General features: G+C 41.4%; 9 protein-coding genes and 3 tRNA genes. 7 read left to right on the top strand and 5 right to left on the bottom strand.

The features are described 5' to 3' along the window. Window positions 1-873: 873 nt before the first annotated feature. Window positions 874-1,758, bottom strand: coding sequence for a hypothetical protein (locus RDO37_RS08715; RefSeq protein ID WP_308498803.1), 885 nt, complete (start codon window positions 1,756-1,758; stop codon window positions 874-876). Window positions 1,759-1,965: 207 nt separating this feature from the next. After that, on the bottom strand, window positions 1,966-2,904 hold the full coding sequence (locus tag RDO37_RS08710; RefSeq protein ID WP_308498802.1) for a hypothetical protein: 939 nt from the start codon (window positions 2,902-2,904) through the stop codon (window positions 1,966-1,968). A 935-nt stretch (window positions 2,905-3,839) separates the two neighbouring features. Here RDO37_RS08710 and RDO37_RS08705 point away from each other — a divergent pair. Continuing rightward, entirely contained in the window at window positions 3,840-7,004 is a 3,165-nt protein-coding gene (locus tag RDO37_RS08705) for a PP2C family protein-serine/threonine phosphatase (protein WP_308498801.1), read from the top strand. A 446-nt stretch (window positions 7,005-7,450) separates the two neighbouring features. Here the strand turns inward: RDO37_RS08705 and RDO37_RS08700 are convergent, their stop codons facing one another. Beyond that, window positions 7,451-7,774, bottom strand: a complete 324-nt coding sequence (locus RDO37_RS08700; protein ID WP_308498800.1) for a YcgL domain-containing protein — start codon at window positions 7,772-7,774, stop codon at window positions 7,451-7,453. A 690-nt stretch (window positions 7,775-8,464) separates the two neighbouring features. Here RDO37_RS08700 and RDO37_RS08695 point away from each other — a divergent pair. The 4 genes from RDO37_RS08695 to RDO37_RS08680 all read left to right on the top strand — a co-directional run bounded on the left by RDO37_RS08695 (window position 8,465) and on the right by RDO37_RS08680 (window position 12,209). After that, window positions 8,465-9,313, top strand: coding sequence for a septum site-determining protein MinC (locus RDO37_RS08695; RefSeq protein ID WP_281710495.1), 849 nt, complete (start codon window positions 8,465-8,467; stop codon window positions 9,311-9,313). Between the two features lie 727 nt (window positions 9,314-10,040). Then, on the top strand, window positions 10,041-10,862 hold the full coding sequence (gene minD / locus RDO37_RS08690; protein ID WP_027940271.1) for a septum site-determining protein MinD: 822 nt from the start codon (window positions 10,041-10,043) through the stop codon (window positions 10,860-10,862). Window positions 10,863-11,230: 368 nt separating this feature from the next. Beyond that, a complete protein-coding gene (gene minE, locus RDO37_RS08685; protein ID WP_044122179.1) occupies window positions 11,231-11,551 on the top strand; it encodes a cell division topological specificity factor MinE in 321 nt (106 codons plus the stop codon). 570 nt (window positions 11,552-12,121) lie between these two features. Next, a tRNA-Leu gene (locus tag RDO37_RS08680) sits at window positions 12,122-12,209 on the top strand. Between the two features lie 652 nt (window positions 12,210-12,861). Here RDO37_RS08680 and RDO37_RS08675 read toward each other — a convergent pair. Beyond that, window positions 12,862-13,275: a hypothetical protein gene (locus RDO37_RS08675; protein ID WP_308498799.1), complete on the bottom strand. Its 414-nt coding sequence runs from the start codon at window positions 13,273-13,275 to the stop codon at window positions 12,862-12,864. A gap of 347 nt (window positions 13,276-13,622) precedes the next feature. Here RDO37_RS08675 and RDO37_RS08670 point away from each other — a divergent pair. Together RDO37_RS08670 and RDO37_RS08665 are read left to right on the top strand one after the other, a co-directional pair. Continuing rightward, window positions 13,623-13,710, top strand: a tRNA-Leu gene (locus tag RDO37_RS08670). A gap of 724 nt (window positions 13,711-14,434) precedes the next feature. Continuing rightward, window positions 14,435-14,522: transfer RNA gene (locus RDO37_RS08665), tRNA-Leu, on the top strand. A 640-nt stretch (window positions 14,523-15,162) separates the two neighbouring features. Here RDO37_RS08665 and RDO37_RS08660 read toward each other — a convergent pair. After that, on the bottom strand, window positions 15,163-16,200 hold the full coding sequence (locus RDO37_RS08660) for a hypothetical protein (RefSeq protein ID WP_308498798.1): 1,038 nt from the start codon (window positions 16,198-16,200) through the stop codon (window positions 15,163-15,165). Between the last annotated feature and the right edge of the window lie 342 nt (window positions 16,201-16,542).

Genomic DNA, 16,542 nt, shown 5'->3' with positions numbered 1-16,542 from the left:
GCCTGCCGCCAGCGTTCAATCTGAGCCATGATCAAACTCTTCACTTTAATGATTCGTTTGAAGTTGTAGCTTTAAACTAAGCTACTAAGTATGTGGCTAAACTCAAAGTCCTTAACTAAAGAACTCACACAGATTGTCTGTACTTATCAATTTTCAAAGAACTACAAAGCGCTTGGCTTTGTTTACCGAATCGCTTAGTGCGTTTCAGTGATGACGTATTTTAGCGATCCAAAATCTTAGGTCAACACTTTTTTAAAACTTTTTTTAAGCGCGGATCTACAATTCTACTTAAATAACACTTAAAGACCAGCATATACATCGCATTTTGTGAAGCAAATCACGCCAAAAACTTTTTATTAAACACCGCTATTAATATGGTCTTAACAACCTATTTGCAATAGTTTTAACACCATATTTTACAAATTAGCAGCAATTGCTTTGATTCAAATCAGCCAAAATTCCACCAAAATAAGACTTTGTCATCCTCAGACAATCCACTTCACCACATACAACCACATAACTATGCATATTGTGACCAAGCAATGCTGCATAACCTTTATATGTGGGATCGAACTTCAGAGTACAGTCAATCTAGCTAAAAGCTCTCAATCACAAGCAGCCTAACTCTTATATACAAATAGCCACGAAGCTACATGCACTTAAATAGATGAAACAACCTTCCAGTTCCATCTACATCACTTGCAGCAAACGTGGCTATGAGCACTAATGGGTTTTACCTTGCGATGATCTAAAAGTAGCCTTTAATGTGCCGTAGTGTTGGTTGTGCAAACCTTTTACAGGCAATTGTTCCGTGAAGTTCTGTAACAGCTGATTTGCTTAAGATGCTACTTTAGATGAAAGTAGCTAACGATCTTAGATTGTTGACCACTCAAGTGCAGTGAAGTTAATAAAGTCTCTGTACAGAGCGACTGCAGCTTTGGCACCCTCCTTTCCTTTCATTAGAGGCTTAACTTGTCTAATTAGCTTTTTGAATGAGTCACGCAATGCCTTTGTTTCTAAGACTAAGTCATGTGCATCGCCAACGTGATTGCTTTCATCGATCTTAACTTGTGCTTGTTCTTTATCTAAAACAGCAAGCAACTTATCGGTACTGCCTAGTAAGGCAGTCTTGTACCCTCTTGTGCAGTATCGTGTAAAAGGCTCGTTTATTGCCGATAACTTGCCTGCAAGTGCGAGTACTTCCTCTAGTTGAGCTCTATCTATTTGCTTAGCAAAAAGAACGCGTCTTAAGTTCTTACCCTCAATTGCATTTAGCAAGTTCTCAATCTCGGCATCTTCTATATCTGTAGCTGACGGTGCTATAAGATCTGCCCTTTTATCCTTAGCAGTCTTCTCAAACTTGCTTTTGTAATAAGCCTCTAACTCTTCTTTAGTAAGATATTGCAGCATCAACCACTGAGCATAGTGGTTTGCAAAGTCTTTGCTAGCGTTGTAGCACTGTCTTACGAGCATGAAATCATTCCACTCTTTGGTCTTTTGACAAATGGCTCCAAGTGCACTGATCCAGTACTCGTAGTAATACTTGCCCTTAAGATCCCAAGGCTCAGTTTTTAGATCACCAAGCTGCTTAAGCGCATCTGTATTATTTGTATCTGAGCTATTTGCTTCTAATAAAGGTTCACCAGCTTGTGACTTCATATATGAAGGAACCTTAAGGGCTAACTTTTCACCCAAGTAATAAATAACATTATCTTGGTAGAGCTCATCAGATATGAACGAAAGCTTTGTCTTGAGCATGGTAATCCCTCATTGTCTTAATAGTGTGGGGCCTGAATTTGTATACGCTTACAGATTCAAACTAAGGTCTAGCATTTAAGATCTCTATTAATCCTAGCTACACTGTGAACGTCGAGATCTAGCGCTTTTTTGTGTATGTGTCTGTTAACTAAGCTTGAGTACGATTTGACTTATTTGACTGGGTTAAAAAAATCCTTATAAAGAGGACTACATCGGAAGATATAAATACCACTCAAGTGCGGAGAAATTTACAAACCTGTTGTACAAAGTTTCAATACGCTCTTGGGCGTGTTGTTCGGGCATTAAAAACTTGGCCTCACTCAGTAAATCCTTGTATACATTTCGTACTTCTTCATTTAGCCTATACTCAAGGCGTACTGTTTTTTCAAAATTTCTAAAAAAGTCGAAATGAGGACCATGTGAGCGCTTCCACCAACGTACATATGCCTCCTCATCAACTTTCTTCATAACACTTTTGAACCCTCTCTTAACGTAAAGCTCTTTCTCTCTAGGCCAATCGTTTGGTGAGCTAAAGTGATACTGAAAGTTACGGTTATAGCGACAAATCTCAAAATAGCTAGTTCGGATATTACGATCATTAGCAATTGAGATAATTTCAGTGTTAAGAAAACTCAGATCTTCATCTAGCTGCTCTTTTTCAGGTGCAGAGGCTTCATTTAGTGATTTCTTAAGCCTACGCATATGCCTGTTTAGCTTTTGTATGTCTGAATCTTTGTAATATGGCTCAAGAGACCATTTAACAAAAGCTGATGCAAACGCGTTAGCGGCATGAAGCAGATCTTGATACTGTTGCTCATCACATTGAAAGTATTGGCAAAATAGCTTTTCAGTTATGTCTTCTGGTAGTTCGTTAAGCGCAATCACTTTAAGCCAGTACTCAAGTTCAAATTTAGCTGATTTATAGGAACAGTCGTCACAATCACTTGTATACAAACTTACCTCACAGTCTCTATCAGTTGCTTTGATACAACCACCTCTAGCACTTGTATTTGTCTTTTCAGCACTAAACAAGTCTGCAATAGGTGAACCTGCAAAATGGAAAGCGGGGTCTAAGAAGCCGAACACACACCCAAGATCTTTGAAAAAAGGCCCCTCGGATAAGTTAGATACGCTCTTGTGAACCACAGACTGATGCTCCTTGAAAGATCATGGCTTATGCCTAAATTTTATTGCCTATGATTAGCCACTATACATGATCATCTGTTGCCATGATCGACTATTGCGATCTAAAAGTATGAGCCATTATCTTTATCGTTTTTCACCTGAATATGTCACTCGCTTTGACCTTACTTGAGTAAAGATGTTACGGCCAGGGGTCTTTCTTTTTCTTTAAAGTGCCGCGCTTAATATTGCTTAAGAGTGCATCTTGTTCTGACGATTTGATTATTGGTTTGGTAGCAGCGATTGCTGTGGCCATGATCTTTTGTGGCGTGCTATTGGCTTTGGATATGATCTTTTTGGGGGCGTGCTGTTGGCTGTGCATTATGTTTTTTGGGGCATGTAAGAAAGATCGTGTTGATAGTCTTGTAGTGCGACATACAGCAAAGAACAGAGCTAGAAAACTTGCTGTTTCACTTAACTTAATTGTGCAAATCAGGCATACTTATGCAAATTGGCGGTAAACTAACAATTTATTACTTGCTTTGAGCTTGGGGCAAATTAACAGATGCCCAATAGCCTTAAGCTTGTGCCAAATGTGTGGTGTGAGTATTAAGCACTATGTGCTAGAGGCGGAAGTATCACTTCTAAGCCAAGCTTAATCTTTTTGCTAGCTATGCTTTTTATCTTGGCAGGTATTTATTGCATTGCTCTTATGTCCTGCTAGAAAGGATAGATCATTACTTCATCTATTTTAAGAGCTTTTGGTTGACTAAGTTTTGTTCAATGCCGATCACTAAGACAATGTGGCAGTATTCATATGAGGCATTCAAATATTGGTCTTAAACCACCTTGCTAGCATTGAGCCGTATTATGGCTTGTACGTACATGCTTATAGAGCATCTTTGTTAGTACTTTTGCTTGAGCTACGCTTAGAGTGACTATATTAAGAGAGGTTGTCGATGATTTTTAGAGAGTCAGGCATGGCAAGACGTGCTTTGCGTTATGCAACTATCACGCTCTTCTTACCTCTTATCTTTCTGCTGATCTTCACCTGGGCTTTCTGGAGCAACGTGCATCTCAATCAAGAGAAGCTGGTGCAAAACAATGTTGCTCAGCTTTTTAATAAAGAGCTTGATAATGCTTTCATCTTTAATCAGATCTCACGTCACTCAAGCCTTACATTAGTGCGTAATGAACTGCAGCGTTTGCACCGCATGGTAGATATCTCTATTTACGACATGTTAGATGAGAGCACAGCATCTGACAGCGGATCATTGCTCAAAAACTTATCTACCTCGCTACGCAATATTCAAGAGCGCAATGCCGCTGCACCAAAGAATACGCTTGATACCTTTAATACCAAGAGTGAAGATAATGTCTCTGGATCTTCTTCACAGCAGAGCATTACATACAATCAAGATGTGCAGGATGTACTAAATAAAGACAGAGCAAAGTCTGCCTTTGTGGTTGATGCTGCTATCAATCCAACTAACAATGCTACCCCAAACATCGCATCTGAAGATGATGCTGCTGAGCTTGAAAGAAGGTATTCAAGAACCGAGTCTGCCACCACAACTCGTGATGATCTTTCTTTAATTAATGCTGCTTTAGATAAACGAAACGCTGTTGATGGTGTCTCAGGTGCAAGCAAGAGTACTCAAGCTAGCGGTCAATCAAACAGCTTAGCTGTAGATCAAAACCATGGCATTGCATCTCATGATGCGGCCTCTACTATTATTGAGAAAAGCTCAGCATATAAAAAGGCTCAAGATAACCCAAAAATTCCTAGTACCAACGCTGCTAATGCATCTAAGGAAAGTGAAGATGCATCAGTAAAAGAACTCATTGCATATGCTAGTGGTGATGTTTCAAGCACACCTGAAGCGCTCTTGGGTAAAGTTTTATCAGACGAATATCTTGAAGATGAAAATAAAAAACACGCTGATACTGTTACAGAGAATAAGCGCAACCTTACTAATGTAAACAAGCGCAACTATAAATTATTACAAGAACATCTGAAGCCAACTTATAACCATTCTTCTAAGAGCAATGGTCAGAGAGAATCGCTTTTCTTTGCCGAGTCTAACCCTCATGCCTATTTAGATCATGACTATCAAGACAATACTCATGCTAAAGCACAAGATCAGAAGCTTTATAAGTGGATTCACATGCATCTAGAAGAGCTCCATCGCTTAGGCTTTGAAGCATTTGTTATCAATAAGAACAATCCATCTGAGGATGTTTTCTTAGATGACTCACATCGTTACATGCTCTCTGAGCTATATAACCAAGGGTCTAAGCGCAACCTCTTTAGTTTTATTGTTGATGCATCTGACAAGAAAACCGATAGTTTCTCGGTTATGTACCGTGACATCTCAGATCAAGAGTATGAGATGTTTATGCAGTCATATAAAAAGAACCATGATCTTAGGATTCTTGAAAATGTTCAAAATGAGCAATCAATCGAGGATAACGATAAACATGATTTTATAGCCTCTGAACATAAGTTGTATGTAGACGCCATGACCGCAGCATCAGCTTTAGCTACACGCGATCATAAAGAGGCTCAATACGTGGATGCGCAGCATATTCATACTGCTCATGTAATACAGCCACGGCCACCAGCAAGCATTGCTCCAGGCAACTCCTCTCCTATTGTTCATGATGAGATCAATATCAATAAGAGCGATGTAACTCGTCGTGCTGCCTACTTAGTTTCTGCCTCACCTCTGAGCAATTTAGGTAACCTGCAGCTAGTACTTATTAGTGATATCTCTAGACTGCACAAGCAGGACATTGTCTTAAAGCGTTTGATCGCCTATAGCATCAATGAGACAGTTAAGTATGCTTCCGAATCTACATCTTTACAGATCTTACTTATTGACTCTGACTACAATTCATTAACCGATACAGCGATCCCGGATGAACTCATTCGCTCTATCCCTGAGAATGTGTTAAATGATGCAAAGGTCACTGGCATCTCACAGCATTTCGATCCGAATATTGATGGATACATTACGATTAGACACTTTGCTCCTGCAAATTGGTTCATCATAGTAACTGGTGGAGATAATAACAACCATACTAATCTGACTCATTATCTGCTTATCACTGGTCTAGTTGGCTTATTACTATGTTTTACTGGTCTGGCGCTGTTCTTAAAGCACTCTAAGAAGGATGCTGCCGATATTGAGACCATTAATAACAAGCTCAGACACATGGCTGGCCTGCTTCAAGATAGCGATCTATTGGATCGTATCTCTAAAGATCTGCCAGAGCGTAATGATGAGATTGGAACACTCTCAAAGCGCGTCTTGCTCATGACCAAGTCTCTCTATCAGTACACTCAGTCGCTGCAGAATGTCTCTGGTGACAAGCTTAAGACTTCAATTAAAGAGCTTAAGTTACAAAAGGTACAAAATGAGTCTGAGAATAACTTAAACAAACTTAAGTTAAAGCTGCCTGAGAACATGGCTATTTATAGCAGGCGTGCAGATAGCTACACTGGTGACTACTTTGACTACTTTAAGCTAAGCAATGACTTTAGCGCGGTTGTGATCGGTACGGTTAACCGTACGGGTAAGATCGCTTACGATGCAGCTAGCCTCAATCTTATGCTTACAAGTCAGCTAGTGGAGCTGTGCTCACGCAAGCTCATTAACTTAGGCGAGGCTGTTACTATCCTTAACAAGCAGCTCTTTAGTAAGTATGAGGGTAAGACTCTATCTTCAATGTGTATCATGCTCATTGATAAGAACACTAACTGCGTATCCTTACTCAACGCAGGTCATACACTGCCAGTAATCAAGCGCAAGGATGAGACCTTTGGGTACATCGATATCCGCTCTGATGTCGTTTTAGGCAGCGATAAAAACCAGTGCTACTCAAGCTACGACATCTATATTGATGAAGGCGATAGCATCTTGCTCTACACTGACGGTATCCTCGACTTCGTTAACCACCATGGTAAGAAGCTTGGTGGAGAAGGCTTTGAGGAAATGCTTTCAGACGAGAGCTTTGATAGCGCTAAGGACACTGTCCATAATTTAAAGAAGAAGCTATTAAGCTTTGCCAATGACGTTAAGCAAGAGAATGATTGCACCATCATTTGTTGTAAGTTCTAAAGCTTAATCAATACTTAGATATGCTGCCTGAAATTACAAAAAAGTAAGGCAGCTTATCAAGCTCAAGCCTTAAGTAGCTACTATGTCTACTTGCAATTTTTACTGCCTAAAATGGCGCTTTCAGTCAAGACTCCCTTTGATTTGCCCTACTCTAAGCGCATTGTATCTTGCTTTCTTTAGCACACTCTAAGCGCAGCGTATTTTGCTTTCTTTAGCCTACTCTAAGCTCACTTTATCTTGCGGTGGGGTGGCATTTTCGTCGTTTTTTTGTCTGTTTTGCTTAATGGGGTGAGGGTGCATCTTCTCTTGCTAGATCAGATGGTGGCTGCTAAGGCGGGTAATAAAGAGGCAGGATCGCATTTAGGATCATGGCTCGTATCAGATCGCGTATAAACGCAGCTCTGATACGAGAGGGGTGTCAGGTGCACAAGAGCGTCTTGTGCATTTTAGTGGAAGTAGTCGCTAATCTGTTCTCTTTCTAAAGGAGGCAGACCTAAACGAGCACGCTCTTGATTGAGCATATTGTCTTCCTCGTTCTCTAAATCGATACGCAGCATAAAGCCTTTTTCATCAAAAGCCTTTATCAGATCTTCAGCTGTGATCTTTTGTAACTTACGCTCTTTATGGAGCTTAAACACCATAACAAACTCAGGAGCGCCAAAAGCATCCATTAAACCTGATGGGATATGAGAGAACACATCCTTCTCAGGTATATACAGATAAGTGCGCAACTTCTTGCGGCTTTTGTATACGTAAGCCAAACGTTCCATTTAATAATCCTCTAGTTGTGCCACGAAACATTAGGCACGTATGTTTGCACTAGCTGTGCAAGATATCTAGGCTAAGATTAACGCTATAAAGGAGCCTCTTTAGCCTAAAGCATGGCCGAAAATCTTATGCTAAAGACTCTTTGCAATCAAGCTTATATCTTTCAAGCCGTGACAACTGCCATATACCTAAACAAAGCTAAGTTCACTTAAATGCATTACTCTCTATTGTATTGATACCGTTTTGTAGTCGCTATGCAAGCATACTGTTCTTGATAATCTAAGAGATCGTTTCTTTAGTATAAATTGATGCACAACATGGCACTAAATGTTTTAAACCAATGCACAGTTGACTTTATTCTTATAAAGAGCTTGCTCATATTAATGATTATGCTTAGTGCTCAGAGTAAATGCTGACATTCATAGTTACGGATGACATATCATTTGCGGTGCTTTTGCTAATAAGAATCAGCTTATGTGTTAGAATTGTCAGGTTAATAGTTTTTCGTGGCGATGAGTTAATTAAATCGATCAGCAATCTAGTGCAACCATAGTATGTTCAAGTGCTCTATCGATTAGCAATTCTGGCAATCAATTTCACTAACAAGCGCTTGTAATAGCTAATAGCGTTTGCTTAATTGCTTATGGCAATCTCAAAGCTGATCGCTCATCAGTCAAAAAAGGACCTGAAGAATGGATTCGGCACCACAAGTGCAGCACAATTCTTTGCCCGTCGGCGATATTTCTCATACGGGCTTTTCTTTGGCCGCAATTAAGATTCAAAGTGGATCGGTCGAAGAGTTAGAGCAGATCCTATCTTCTAAAGTTGATCGTGCTCATGACGCATATAAGCATACATCTGTAGTACTTAACGTTGAAAATGTAGGAAATCTCAACTCCTTTGATTTCCTTAAGCTTCAGGATGTTTGCCGTGCTCACGATTTGTTTTTAGTTGGCGTCACTGGCGTCATCAATGAAGATCGATATGAGGCTTTAGTTCGACGTCGTATTCCGGTGGTTAATTCCAACCGCTATGCGCGAATTAGAGAGGAGAATCTCAAGCCAAAGATCATCACCAAATTTATTGAGGTCAAAGTGCCTGTACAGATCCCGGTACCTTACGAAGTTAAAGTACCGTATGAGATCCCTGTACCTGCTCCTGTTCGTATTGTGCGCCGCAATGTCCGCTCAGGCGAAAAGATTAATGGTGACAATGCCTCAATTGCAATCTATGGTTCTGTAAGTACGCATGCACGTGTTGTTGCATCTCACCATGTTTTTGTCTTCGGCAACGTCAATGGTGCAGATATCTTTGCAGGCGCACCAAAGAACGATCAAGATCCTGGTTTAGAAGATGCGATTATTCACGTGCAAGGAAACTTTAATCCTGGCGTGATCTCCATTGCCGGTAACTACCGTACCGGTGAAGATCTTGATAACGATAAAGAACTATCGAAAGTTTGTGCGAAGAAAGAAGGGCTTGTAATTACCCTCAACGATGGCAATTTGAATTATTCAACCTTGCCTGACTTCCGCAACTAAAGAAAAGTTTTACTTATCAATGAACTAGAACTCTAGAGTATTGATAGTCACGCTGTCTAAACAAGATTATTGAAGGTTTAACAAGAACTTTAATATATTTTGTCATGGCAGATACAAAATTTACCGCTACAGTCGGTTTACCCCAAACACGCAAGTTTAATGCTCAGCATACTGACTGGCAAAGGTTACAATCATGGCCCGTAAAAAGACTACATCAGCTAGCAAGACTACTAAAACCACAGCTGCTGCTGATAACAAAGAAAAGTTAATTAAGAGCGATGAGGTTGAGACCTCTAAGAGCGAAGAGAAGATAAGCACTAATGAGACTTCTTCAGATTGCTCTACAGAGACTCAAGTTGACGCTAATGCCAAGGTAGATAGCTCAGAGTGCACAGACAAAAAAGAGTCTAATGAAGAGTCTAAGGATGAGTGCACTTCTGATAAGAGCAATGAAGAATCAAGCGCTAAGGACGAAAAGTCTGAAGCATCTAAAGAACAACCATCACAAGAGAAGCTGGATCAAGTGGCTAAGAAAGATACATCCGACAAGTCAAAAGCAGCTGATGTTAGTGCTGCTTCCGAAGAGGAAGTAAAGAGCAGCTCTGTTGAGCAAGAAAACAGCACTGAAAAGTCAGAAAGCAAAGACAACATTGAGACCAACGAACAGGAAGCTAATGCTGCAGACGTAGCAACTAGAAATGACGAGGAAGATAAGCCTGTTGATGATATCTTCAAGGCTCACATCATCGTTGTTACCTCAGGTAAGGGCGGTGTAGGCAAGACTACCACTGCTGCTTCTATTTCAACTGGTCTGGCACAAAAGGGTCACAAGACTTGCGTTATCGACTTCGACGTCGGTCTGCGTAATCTTGACCTCATCATGGGTTGTGAGCGTCGTGTTGTTTATGACTTCATCAATGTATTACACGGTGAGGCTCGTTTAAACCAGGCTCTGATTCGTGATAAGAACACTGAAGGTGGCAACCTTTACGTTTTAGCTGCCTCTCAGACTAAGGACAAAGACTCCCTTACTTATTCAGGCGTAGGCCGTGTGCTTAAGGAGCTGTCTGACATGGGCTTTGAGTACATCGTCTGCGACAGCCCAGCTGGTATTGAGTCAGGTGCTTTAATTGCCCTGTACTATGCTGATACTGCAATCGTTACTACCAACCCAGAGATTTCATCAGTTCGTGACTCTGACCGTATCATTGGTATTCTCGATGCTAAGTCACGTCGTGCCGAAAATGGTTGGAAGCCAGTAGATCACCGCTTATTACTCACCCGCTACGTGCCATCTCGTGTACGTAAGGATGAGATGTTATCTCTTGATGACATTCACGAGTTACTTACCATTCCTCTTTTAGGCGTAATTCCTGAGTCTGCTGATGTCTTAAAGGCATCTAACAAGGGTCTGCCTATCATCATGTTTGATAAGTCTGAGGCTGGTATGGCATACAAGGATGCCGTCGAACGTCTCCTCGGTGATGACGTTCCATTACGCTTCATGACAGAAAACAAGGGCTGGTTCTCCAAGCTCTTTGGTAAATAGTTCTTACCCTAGCCTTAATTTAGCTTGCAGTTAATAAGGTCTAAGAGCACTTTTACTCATACTCTTGAAATAAATCTACTCTCGTAACTTGATTAATAGGCTTTTAGCACAAAGTGCCTAAGCCTCATTTAACATGTGCTTGTTTGCTCGATGAATCTCATCAATACATGCACATAATAATGCTTATTCAAAAGCTACAAGCTGCAGCTACAACACGAGATGTGGGCTTAAAAAGATAGTTCGTGCATAAACGAACACAGCGGCAATGCTCAACAGGACTGCTGCGCTATCTAAAAAGGATATGAGACTCAACAGATTTTGATGCTGTTATTGGACTTTAGTCTACTAACACAAGATAGGACGAATATATGTCTTTAATGTCTTCGTTAATGAAAATCATTAACTCAGATAAAGAAGAGCAGAGCAGTAGCGAAACAGCTAAGCAAAGACTGCGTATCTTGCTCATTAATGATAGAGCTGGTATCAACAGCCCAGATTTTTTACCTCAGCTCAACGACGAGATCTTAGCTGTTCTGAGAAAGTATATTCCTCAGGCAACTCAAGAAAATGTCGAAGTGAAGTACGCTAACACTAATGAAGCACACATCATTGAAATGTCAGTTTCATTAGACGCTGAAGAGTACCGCGATCTGCAGCTTGCTGACGTTAAGCCAGCTGACGACAAATAAGTATGGTGCCCTGACATAACGCCCATGCTTTATGTTCATGCACATACTTACGCTCAAGGCCGCTACTGCGGCCTTTGCTTTTTGCGCCCCATTAAGCCTCTTAGCGCCTACGCCAAAAGCGCCACCACTGCCCACCTCATCTCATAGCATAGAGCATAAGATCATGAGCAAGGACAAGTAGCATACGCTCGAATAAGATCGCCAGCGTAAGCATTGCTAGGCATATAAAGATATGCAGCGAAAGCGGCAAGGCTTACAAGCAATGGCCAAAATGCTTATGCAAAGATCAAAGCTTAGCCGAAGGCTTATGCCTACTCTTCAAAAATCTCTATCTTTGCTTTTGTAAAACTCTTCAACACAGCCACAGATATTGGCTATTAAGCCCTCAAAAGTTAAGATTATTAGCATTCATACCATCAGACGCAAAGACAAACAAACGGCTTAAATATCAGCATCTTACATACTCTTATGATCTTTTTTACAAAAAGTTCATTTAGATGCTTGCATAGGATGTGAAAATCCTTATAATGAGCCACGTTGTCAGCGACCTGATAACAATAAAAATTGATTGCCCAGGTGGTGAAATTGGTAGACACAAGGGACTTAAAATCCCTCGGACTAAACATCCGTGCCGGTTCGACCCCGGCCCTGGGCACCAATTACAAGAAAGATGCGTAAGCATCTTTTTTTGTTTCTGGGCTATGCAAAATCTCACCTTATGCCCAGTAGCTGTTCAGCACCTTCTTGCTAATACCACAAAAAGCTTCTTAGCATCACGTTAACCCCCCTCAAAACCACAGCAACCAATCCTTTTTCTACAGGCTTCTTCTCCGTGCCTTGTACACATATTTTGCTGTACTTTGTCTTATTGTTGCCATGGTCTTGTATGAAAGCTCATACAAAGCGTGTCTAGCAAAACTTTGATTTAGTAAGCAATCAGCTTACAAAAGCTTGCTGTAATCAATATCATCATCCACATAATCGCAGTCAACCTCAGTGAGGTAATTGATCATGCTATCAATACTACCAGCTGAGAGCTTTGATACTTCCTGCAAAGATATAGGCACCTGACAATGTATTGCCTGTAACAACTTGGCTAGATGTGCATCAATTGCTTTTTAGTAGACGCCATTGTCATGCCTTTCAACTACTATCTTATCAAGATTATTGAACAGAGCATCCAAAGAGACCAAGGCCTAAGCAAACTAGCCTGTGTAATCGTCTCTAGCAATTGCAAGTCGGTCGCTTGATCGCTATCGTCTAATATAAGAGGTATTGCTTGAAGCACGCCTAAACGCTGCTCAATACCCTTACGGTATGGCTTTTATACATAAGAGATTTGCTACATAAGAGATTTGCTGACTATCACGAGCCGAGATTGTATTAGATTTTACGTCCCCTTTTGCTACAGGCTGCATTTCCTTGTGAGTAATTGAGTCTGTTTTCTTCTCAAAAGAGTATGAGGCATCCGCGTTTCTAAACACTACGTAGTCTTTGAGTTCTGTATAATCCTGAAAAAACCACTCTCTCAAGTCTACATAGCCTGAACGGCCATTACCCCTGATACTACCGACAATACGTCTGTCATAAGTACGGCAATGCGCTCTTTTAACTATCTCGCCTTTGTCGTTCTTAACAGCAGGAATCCACTCAGACTTGTATGTAACAAGGTAAGCAACGCCTCGCTCAACAGCTAGTTTGATTAGCGGTAATACAGGCTGCATTGCATGTTTCCTAAATCTAGGCTAGATAGGCGTATCAAAGATACTTTCCTAAACCCCAAACTAGGCTAGAACTATGTGTTTGGCAATTATACCGGTCATTAACGCCAATCCTGAACTATCTCATCAGCTACAACTCAGATTCACACAGCACCACAAGCTGATGCTACCTGAACCATGGATACGCATTAAGATGGCTTTTATACACTCAATACTTGCATGCGTGCATGGCTTGTTTAAGCGCTTTTAATAAAAGCTCAACAGATTTTTTAAAAACATCTTGCACTAGGCTGCAAATTCTATATAATTAGCACCGTTGTCAGCGACATGACAGCAACAAAAAATTGATCGCCCAGGTGGTGAAATTGGTAGACACAAGGGACTTAAAATCCCTCGGACTAAACATCCGTGCCGGTTCGACCCCGGCCCTGGGCACCAATTACAAGAAAGATGCGCAAGCATCTTTTTTTGTTTCTACGCTCTGCAAAATCATCTTCACGCCCAATCTCATCCAAGTGCACTTTAGCACAGCCTTAACTCAAAGCATCCATTCTCAATCGCGCTATCTTTAGCAACCTAATTGCATCTTAACGAGTAGCTCAGCTAAAGAAGTCTCTCTACTAATATCTGCTACAAAATGCTCATAGGCTAATGTCGTCGACAGCCTAGCTGAGCACCATGCACTCCTGCACCTAAACGCACTCACTTAGGCACACAGGCATTTTGTGGCTATTCGTGATGGCATTTGTTCAGGCAGTAAAGGATCGATATAGAGCTTAGTCTATGGAATAAGGCCAAAAGAACGCTGCCACATATTATCGAGCATCTTTAGGCATTGCCTAATCTTTTCAATTGCTAATTGCCTAGTCTTTAGGCATCATGCGAGCCTATTAATAGAACAACGTACGGAAGCTGATAATTATTTAGCTCCATGGCCATAGTTTTACTGAGGTTAATAGCTGCTATTTTTGGAAAGTTACGACTTCTTTGCTTGGTCTAGTGCAACGGTGGCATTGATTGGCTGTCTTCTACAATGGCCTTATGCTGTTAATACTCCTCATTTGGGGGCAGAAGCAAAACTTTTTTTGTAAAGTGCTTGCACCTTGAGTAAAAGTATATATAATAGTCCTCGTTGTCCGCGACCTGACAACAAAAATTGATCGCCCAGGTGGTGAAATTGGTAGACACAAGGGACTTAAAATCCCTCGGACTAAACATCCGTGCCGGTTCGACCCCGGCCCTGGGCACCAATACATAAAAAGATGCGAAAGCATCTTTTTTTGTATCTACTCAAAATTAACCACATCTATTTTTACATAAAACCTCAACTCTAATGGTTTTATCTAAGGTCGTTGTGTAGCATAAGCCTAATTAGCTATCCTCCCTGCCATCTCATGTCAGTGCTATTTTCTCGATTAAGCATTGCGCAGAATCATGCCACCTAGTTTCCTTAGCTTACAGCTCTGGCAAGCACGTACTGCCGTTTATGCTTTGGTTTGGTGGTTTGGAATACATGGCCCTGCTTTAATCATTCGCATTGCAGACTATTTAACCACTTGCTGCTAATTCAGTGATAGCTTGTGGCTGTGTCTTACTTTCCTTTGTGTCGTTACTGCTTTAGAGCGTCGCTTCGCAGACGGTTTCGCATCGTGCCTATAAGTTACTTGCGGCAGGGCACTTACCAGGGGCTGCAATCGCTAGATTATCGGTGTCTGCAAGCGCTAGCTTGTCTGTGACTGCCTAAGCAAGGGAGCAGCTTAGGATGGCATCAGCGTGGCATTGGTTTGGCTTTTGGGGCTGCGCATATAAGAACGGCCGCATAAGCGGCCGTTCAGGGTATGAGTATATGGTGGTACTCATATTAGTTTAGTTGTTTCGTTCTAAATAATCTTAGAAGATGTCAAATGCCTGGTTTTCCTCAGGAGTTGGAGCAGGAGCGGCTGGCTCAGCTGCTTGATCATTTTGCTGAGGAGCAACAGGGCGACCATCTGGACCAATCTGCATTGGGCCCTGAGCGGCACCAAATGACTTATCTACAGCACCACCTTGAGTGCCTTGTGCAGCAGAACCATTTGCGCCTACTGGACGGCCATCAGCACCGATAGAGGCTGGACCACCACCTGGAGCAAAAGGCATGACCTCAGGAGCAGGTGCTTGCTTTGGCTCCTCCTTTGGAGTCTCCTTTGGAGGCTGTGGACGTGGTGCGTTTGGATCGATTACCTCTTCCTCTTCTTCCTTTAATGAGAAGTCCTTAACTGCATAGCCTTCAGGCTCTTTTGACATGTAATCAGGCAGGTAATTAGGCTTACCTTGATAGAGCACGTTATAGTCGGTGCAGCTCTTCATAATCTTGTCAGAGTAATCAATGAAGCCAGCTAATGGGACTTCATAAATACGCGCCTTAGTGACATCACCCTGCAGCATAGCAATCTTAAGCTCACCGCCCTCACGCATCTGTAAGAACAGGTCGCTTAATGAACGTTCTTGGGTCTTGGTGATAGGACCAAAGATAATACGGTTTCTACCAGAGAGCTCACCACGCAGTGAGTACTCTTGATTGTTGTCGACGATGAAACGAGCAAAAACAAAGTCGTTCACACTGTCAAACAAACGGATGTCGAGACTATTAACCTTAATCTCAAAAAGAGGGGTTGGATTTTGTAAGATGCAGCCTACCTTGAAGGTATAAGAGTCAATCATGTTCTTATTGATCTTAATCATCAAAGCGTGGTGCAGAACAGCCTCTTTTAAAGATAAAAGCTTAGAGGAGCTGCCCTTTGCGTAGGCGTACTCTGGGTCTTCGACAAAGCGCCAGCTGTTAGCTGTTGAAACAGCGATATCACTAGATGCAAGTGCATTAGCACTCATCAGACTGCAGTATGCACAGCCTAAGGCTGCAAGTGTCAATCGAGTAACTCGGTTCAACATATAACTTCTGATCCGCTCTAAAAACAAATGTGCGTATATCTTACACCGTCATACGCATCTAACCTAATTTTGCACCCATTAAGAAGAATAGAATCTTCCATTATTGCAAGTTAGCTCTCGTAAAGTAGTCAAAAGATCAAAGCTAGGTAATGTGAGCTTATACATAATATGCTTGCGATGTACATAACAAGCTTGAGCTGTCACCTTCTCTTACTTTTGAGACTCAAGTGCATAAATTAGGCTTTGACTGCTAGGTCACACCTAGGCTTAAGGACGCAAATACATCACGTGCTTTAAGCCTTAAAAACAAAAAAGCAGACCTTGTGGGTCTGCTATTCGTCT

The sequence above is a fragment of the uncultured Anaerobiospirillum sp. genome (assembly GCF_902485895.1).
In the GTDB taxonomy this organism is placed as follows: Bacteria; Pseudomonadota; Gammaproteobacteria; order Enterobacterales; family Succinivibrionaceae; genus Anaerobiospirillum; species Anaerobiospirillum succiniciproducens.
This window is presented reverse-complemented; position numbering and strand designations above follow the sequence as displayed.

Bases quoted from the DNA above. Each gene is read 5' to 3' on its own strand.
- minE (WP_044122179.1), top strand. From the start codon at position 11,231: ATGTCTTTAATGTCTTCGTTAATGAAAATCATTAACTCAGATAAAGAA.
- RDO37_RS08715 (WP_308498803.1), bottom strand. From the start codon at position 1,758: ATGCTCAAGACAAAGCTTTCGTTCATATCTGATGAGCTCTACCAAGAT.
- RDO37_RS08660 (WP_308498798.1), bottom strand. From the start codon at position 16,200: ATGTTGAACCGAGTTACTCGATTGACACTTGCAGCCTTAGGCTGTGCA.
- RDO37_RS08700 (WP_308498800.1), bottom strand. From the start codon at position 7,774: ATGGAACGTTTGGCTTACGTATACAAAAGCCGCAAGAAGTTGCGCACT.
- RDO37_RS08675 (WP_308498799.1), bottom strand. From the start codon at position 13,275: ATGCAGCCTGTATTACCGCTAATCAAACTAGCTGTTGAGCGAGGCGTT.
- RDO37_RS08705 (WP_308498801.1), top strand. From the start codon at position 3,840: ATGATTTTTAGAGAGTCAGGCATGGCAAGACGTGCTTTGCGTTATGCA.
- RDO37_RS08695 (WP_281710495.1), top strand. From the start codon at position 8,465: ATGGATTCGGCACCACAAGTGCAGCACAATTCTTTGCCCGTCGGCGAT.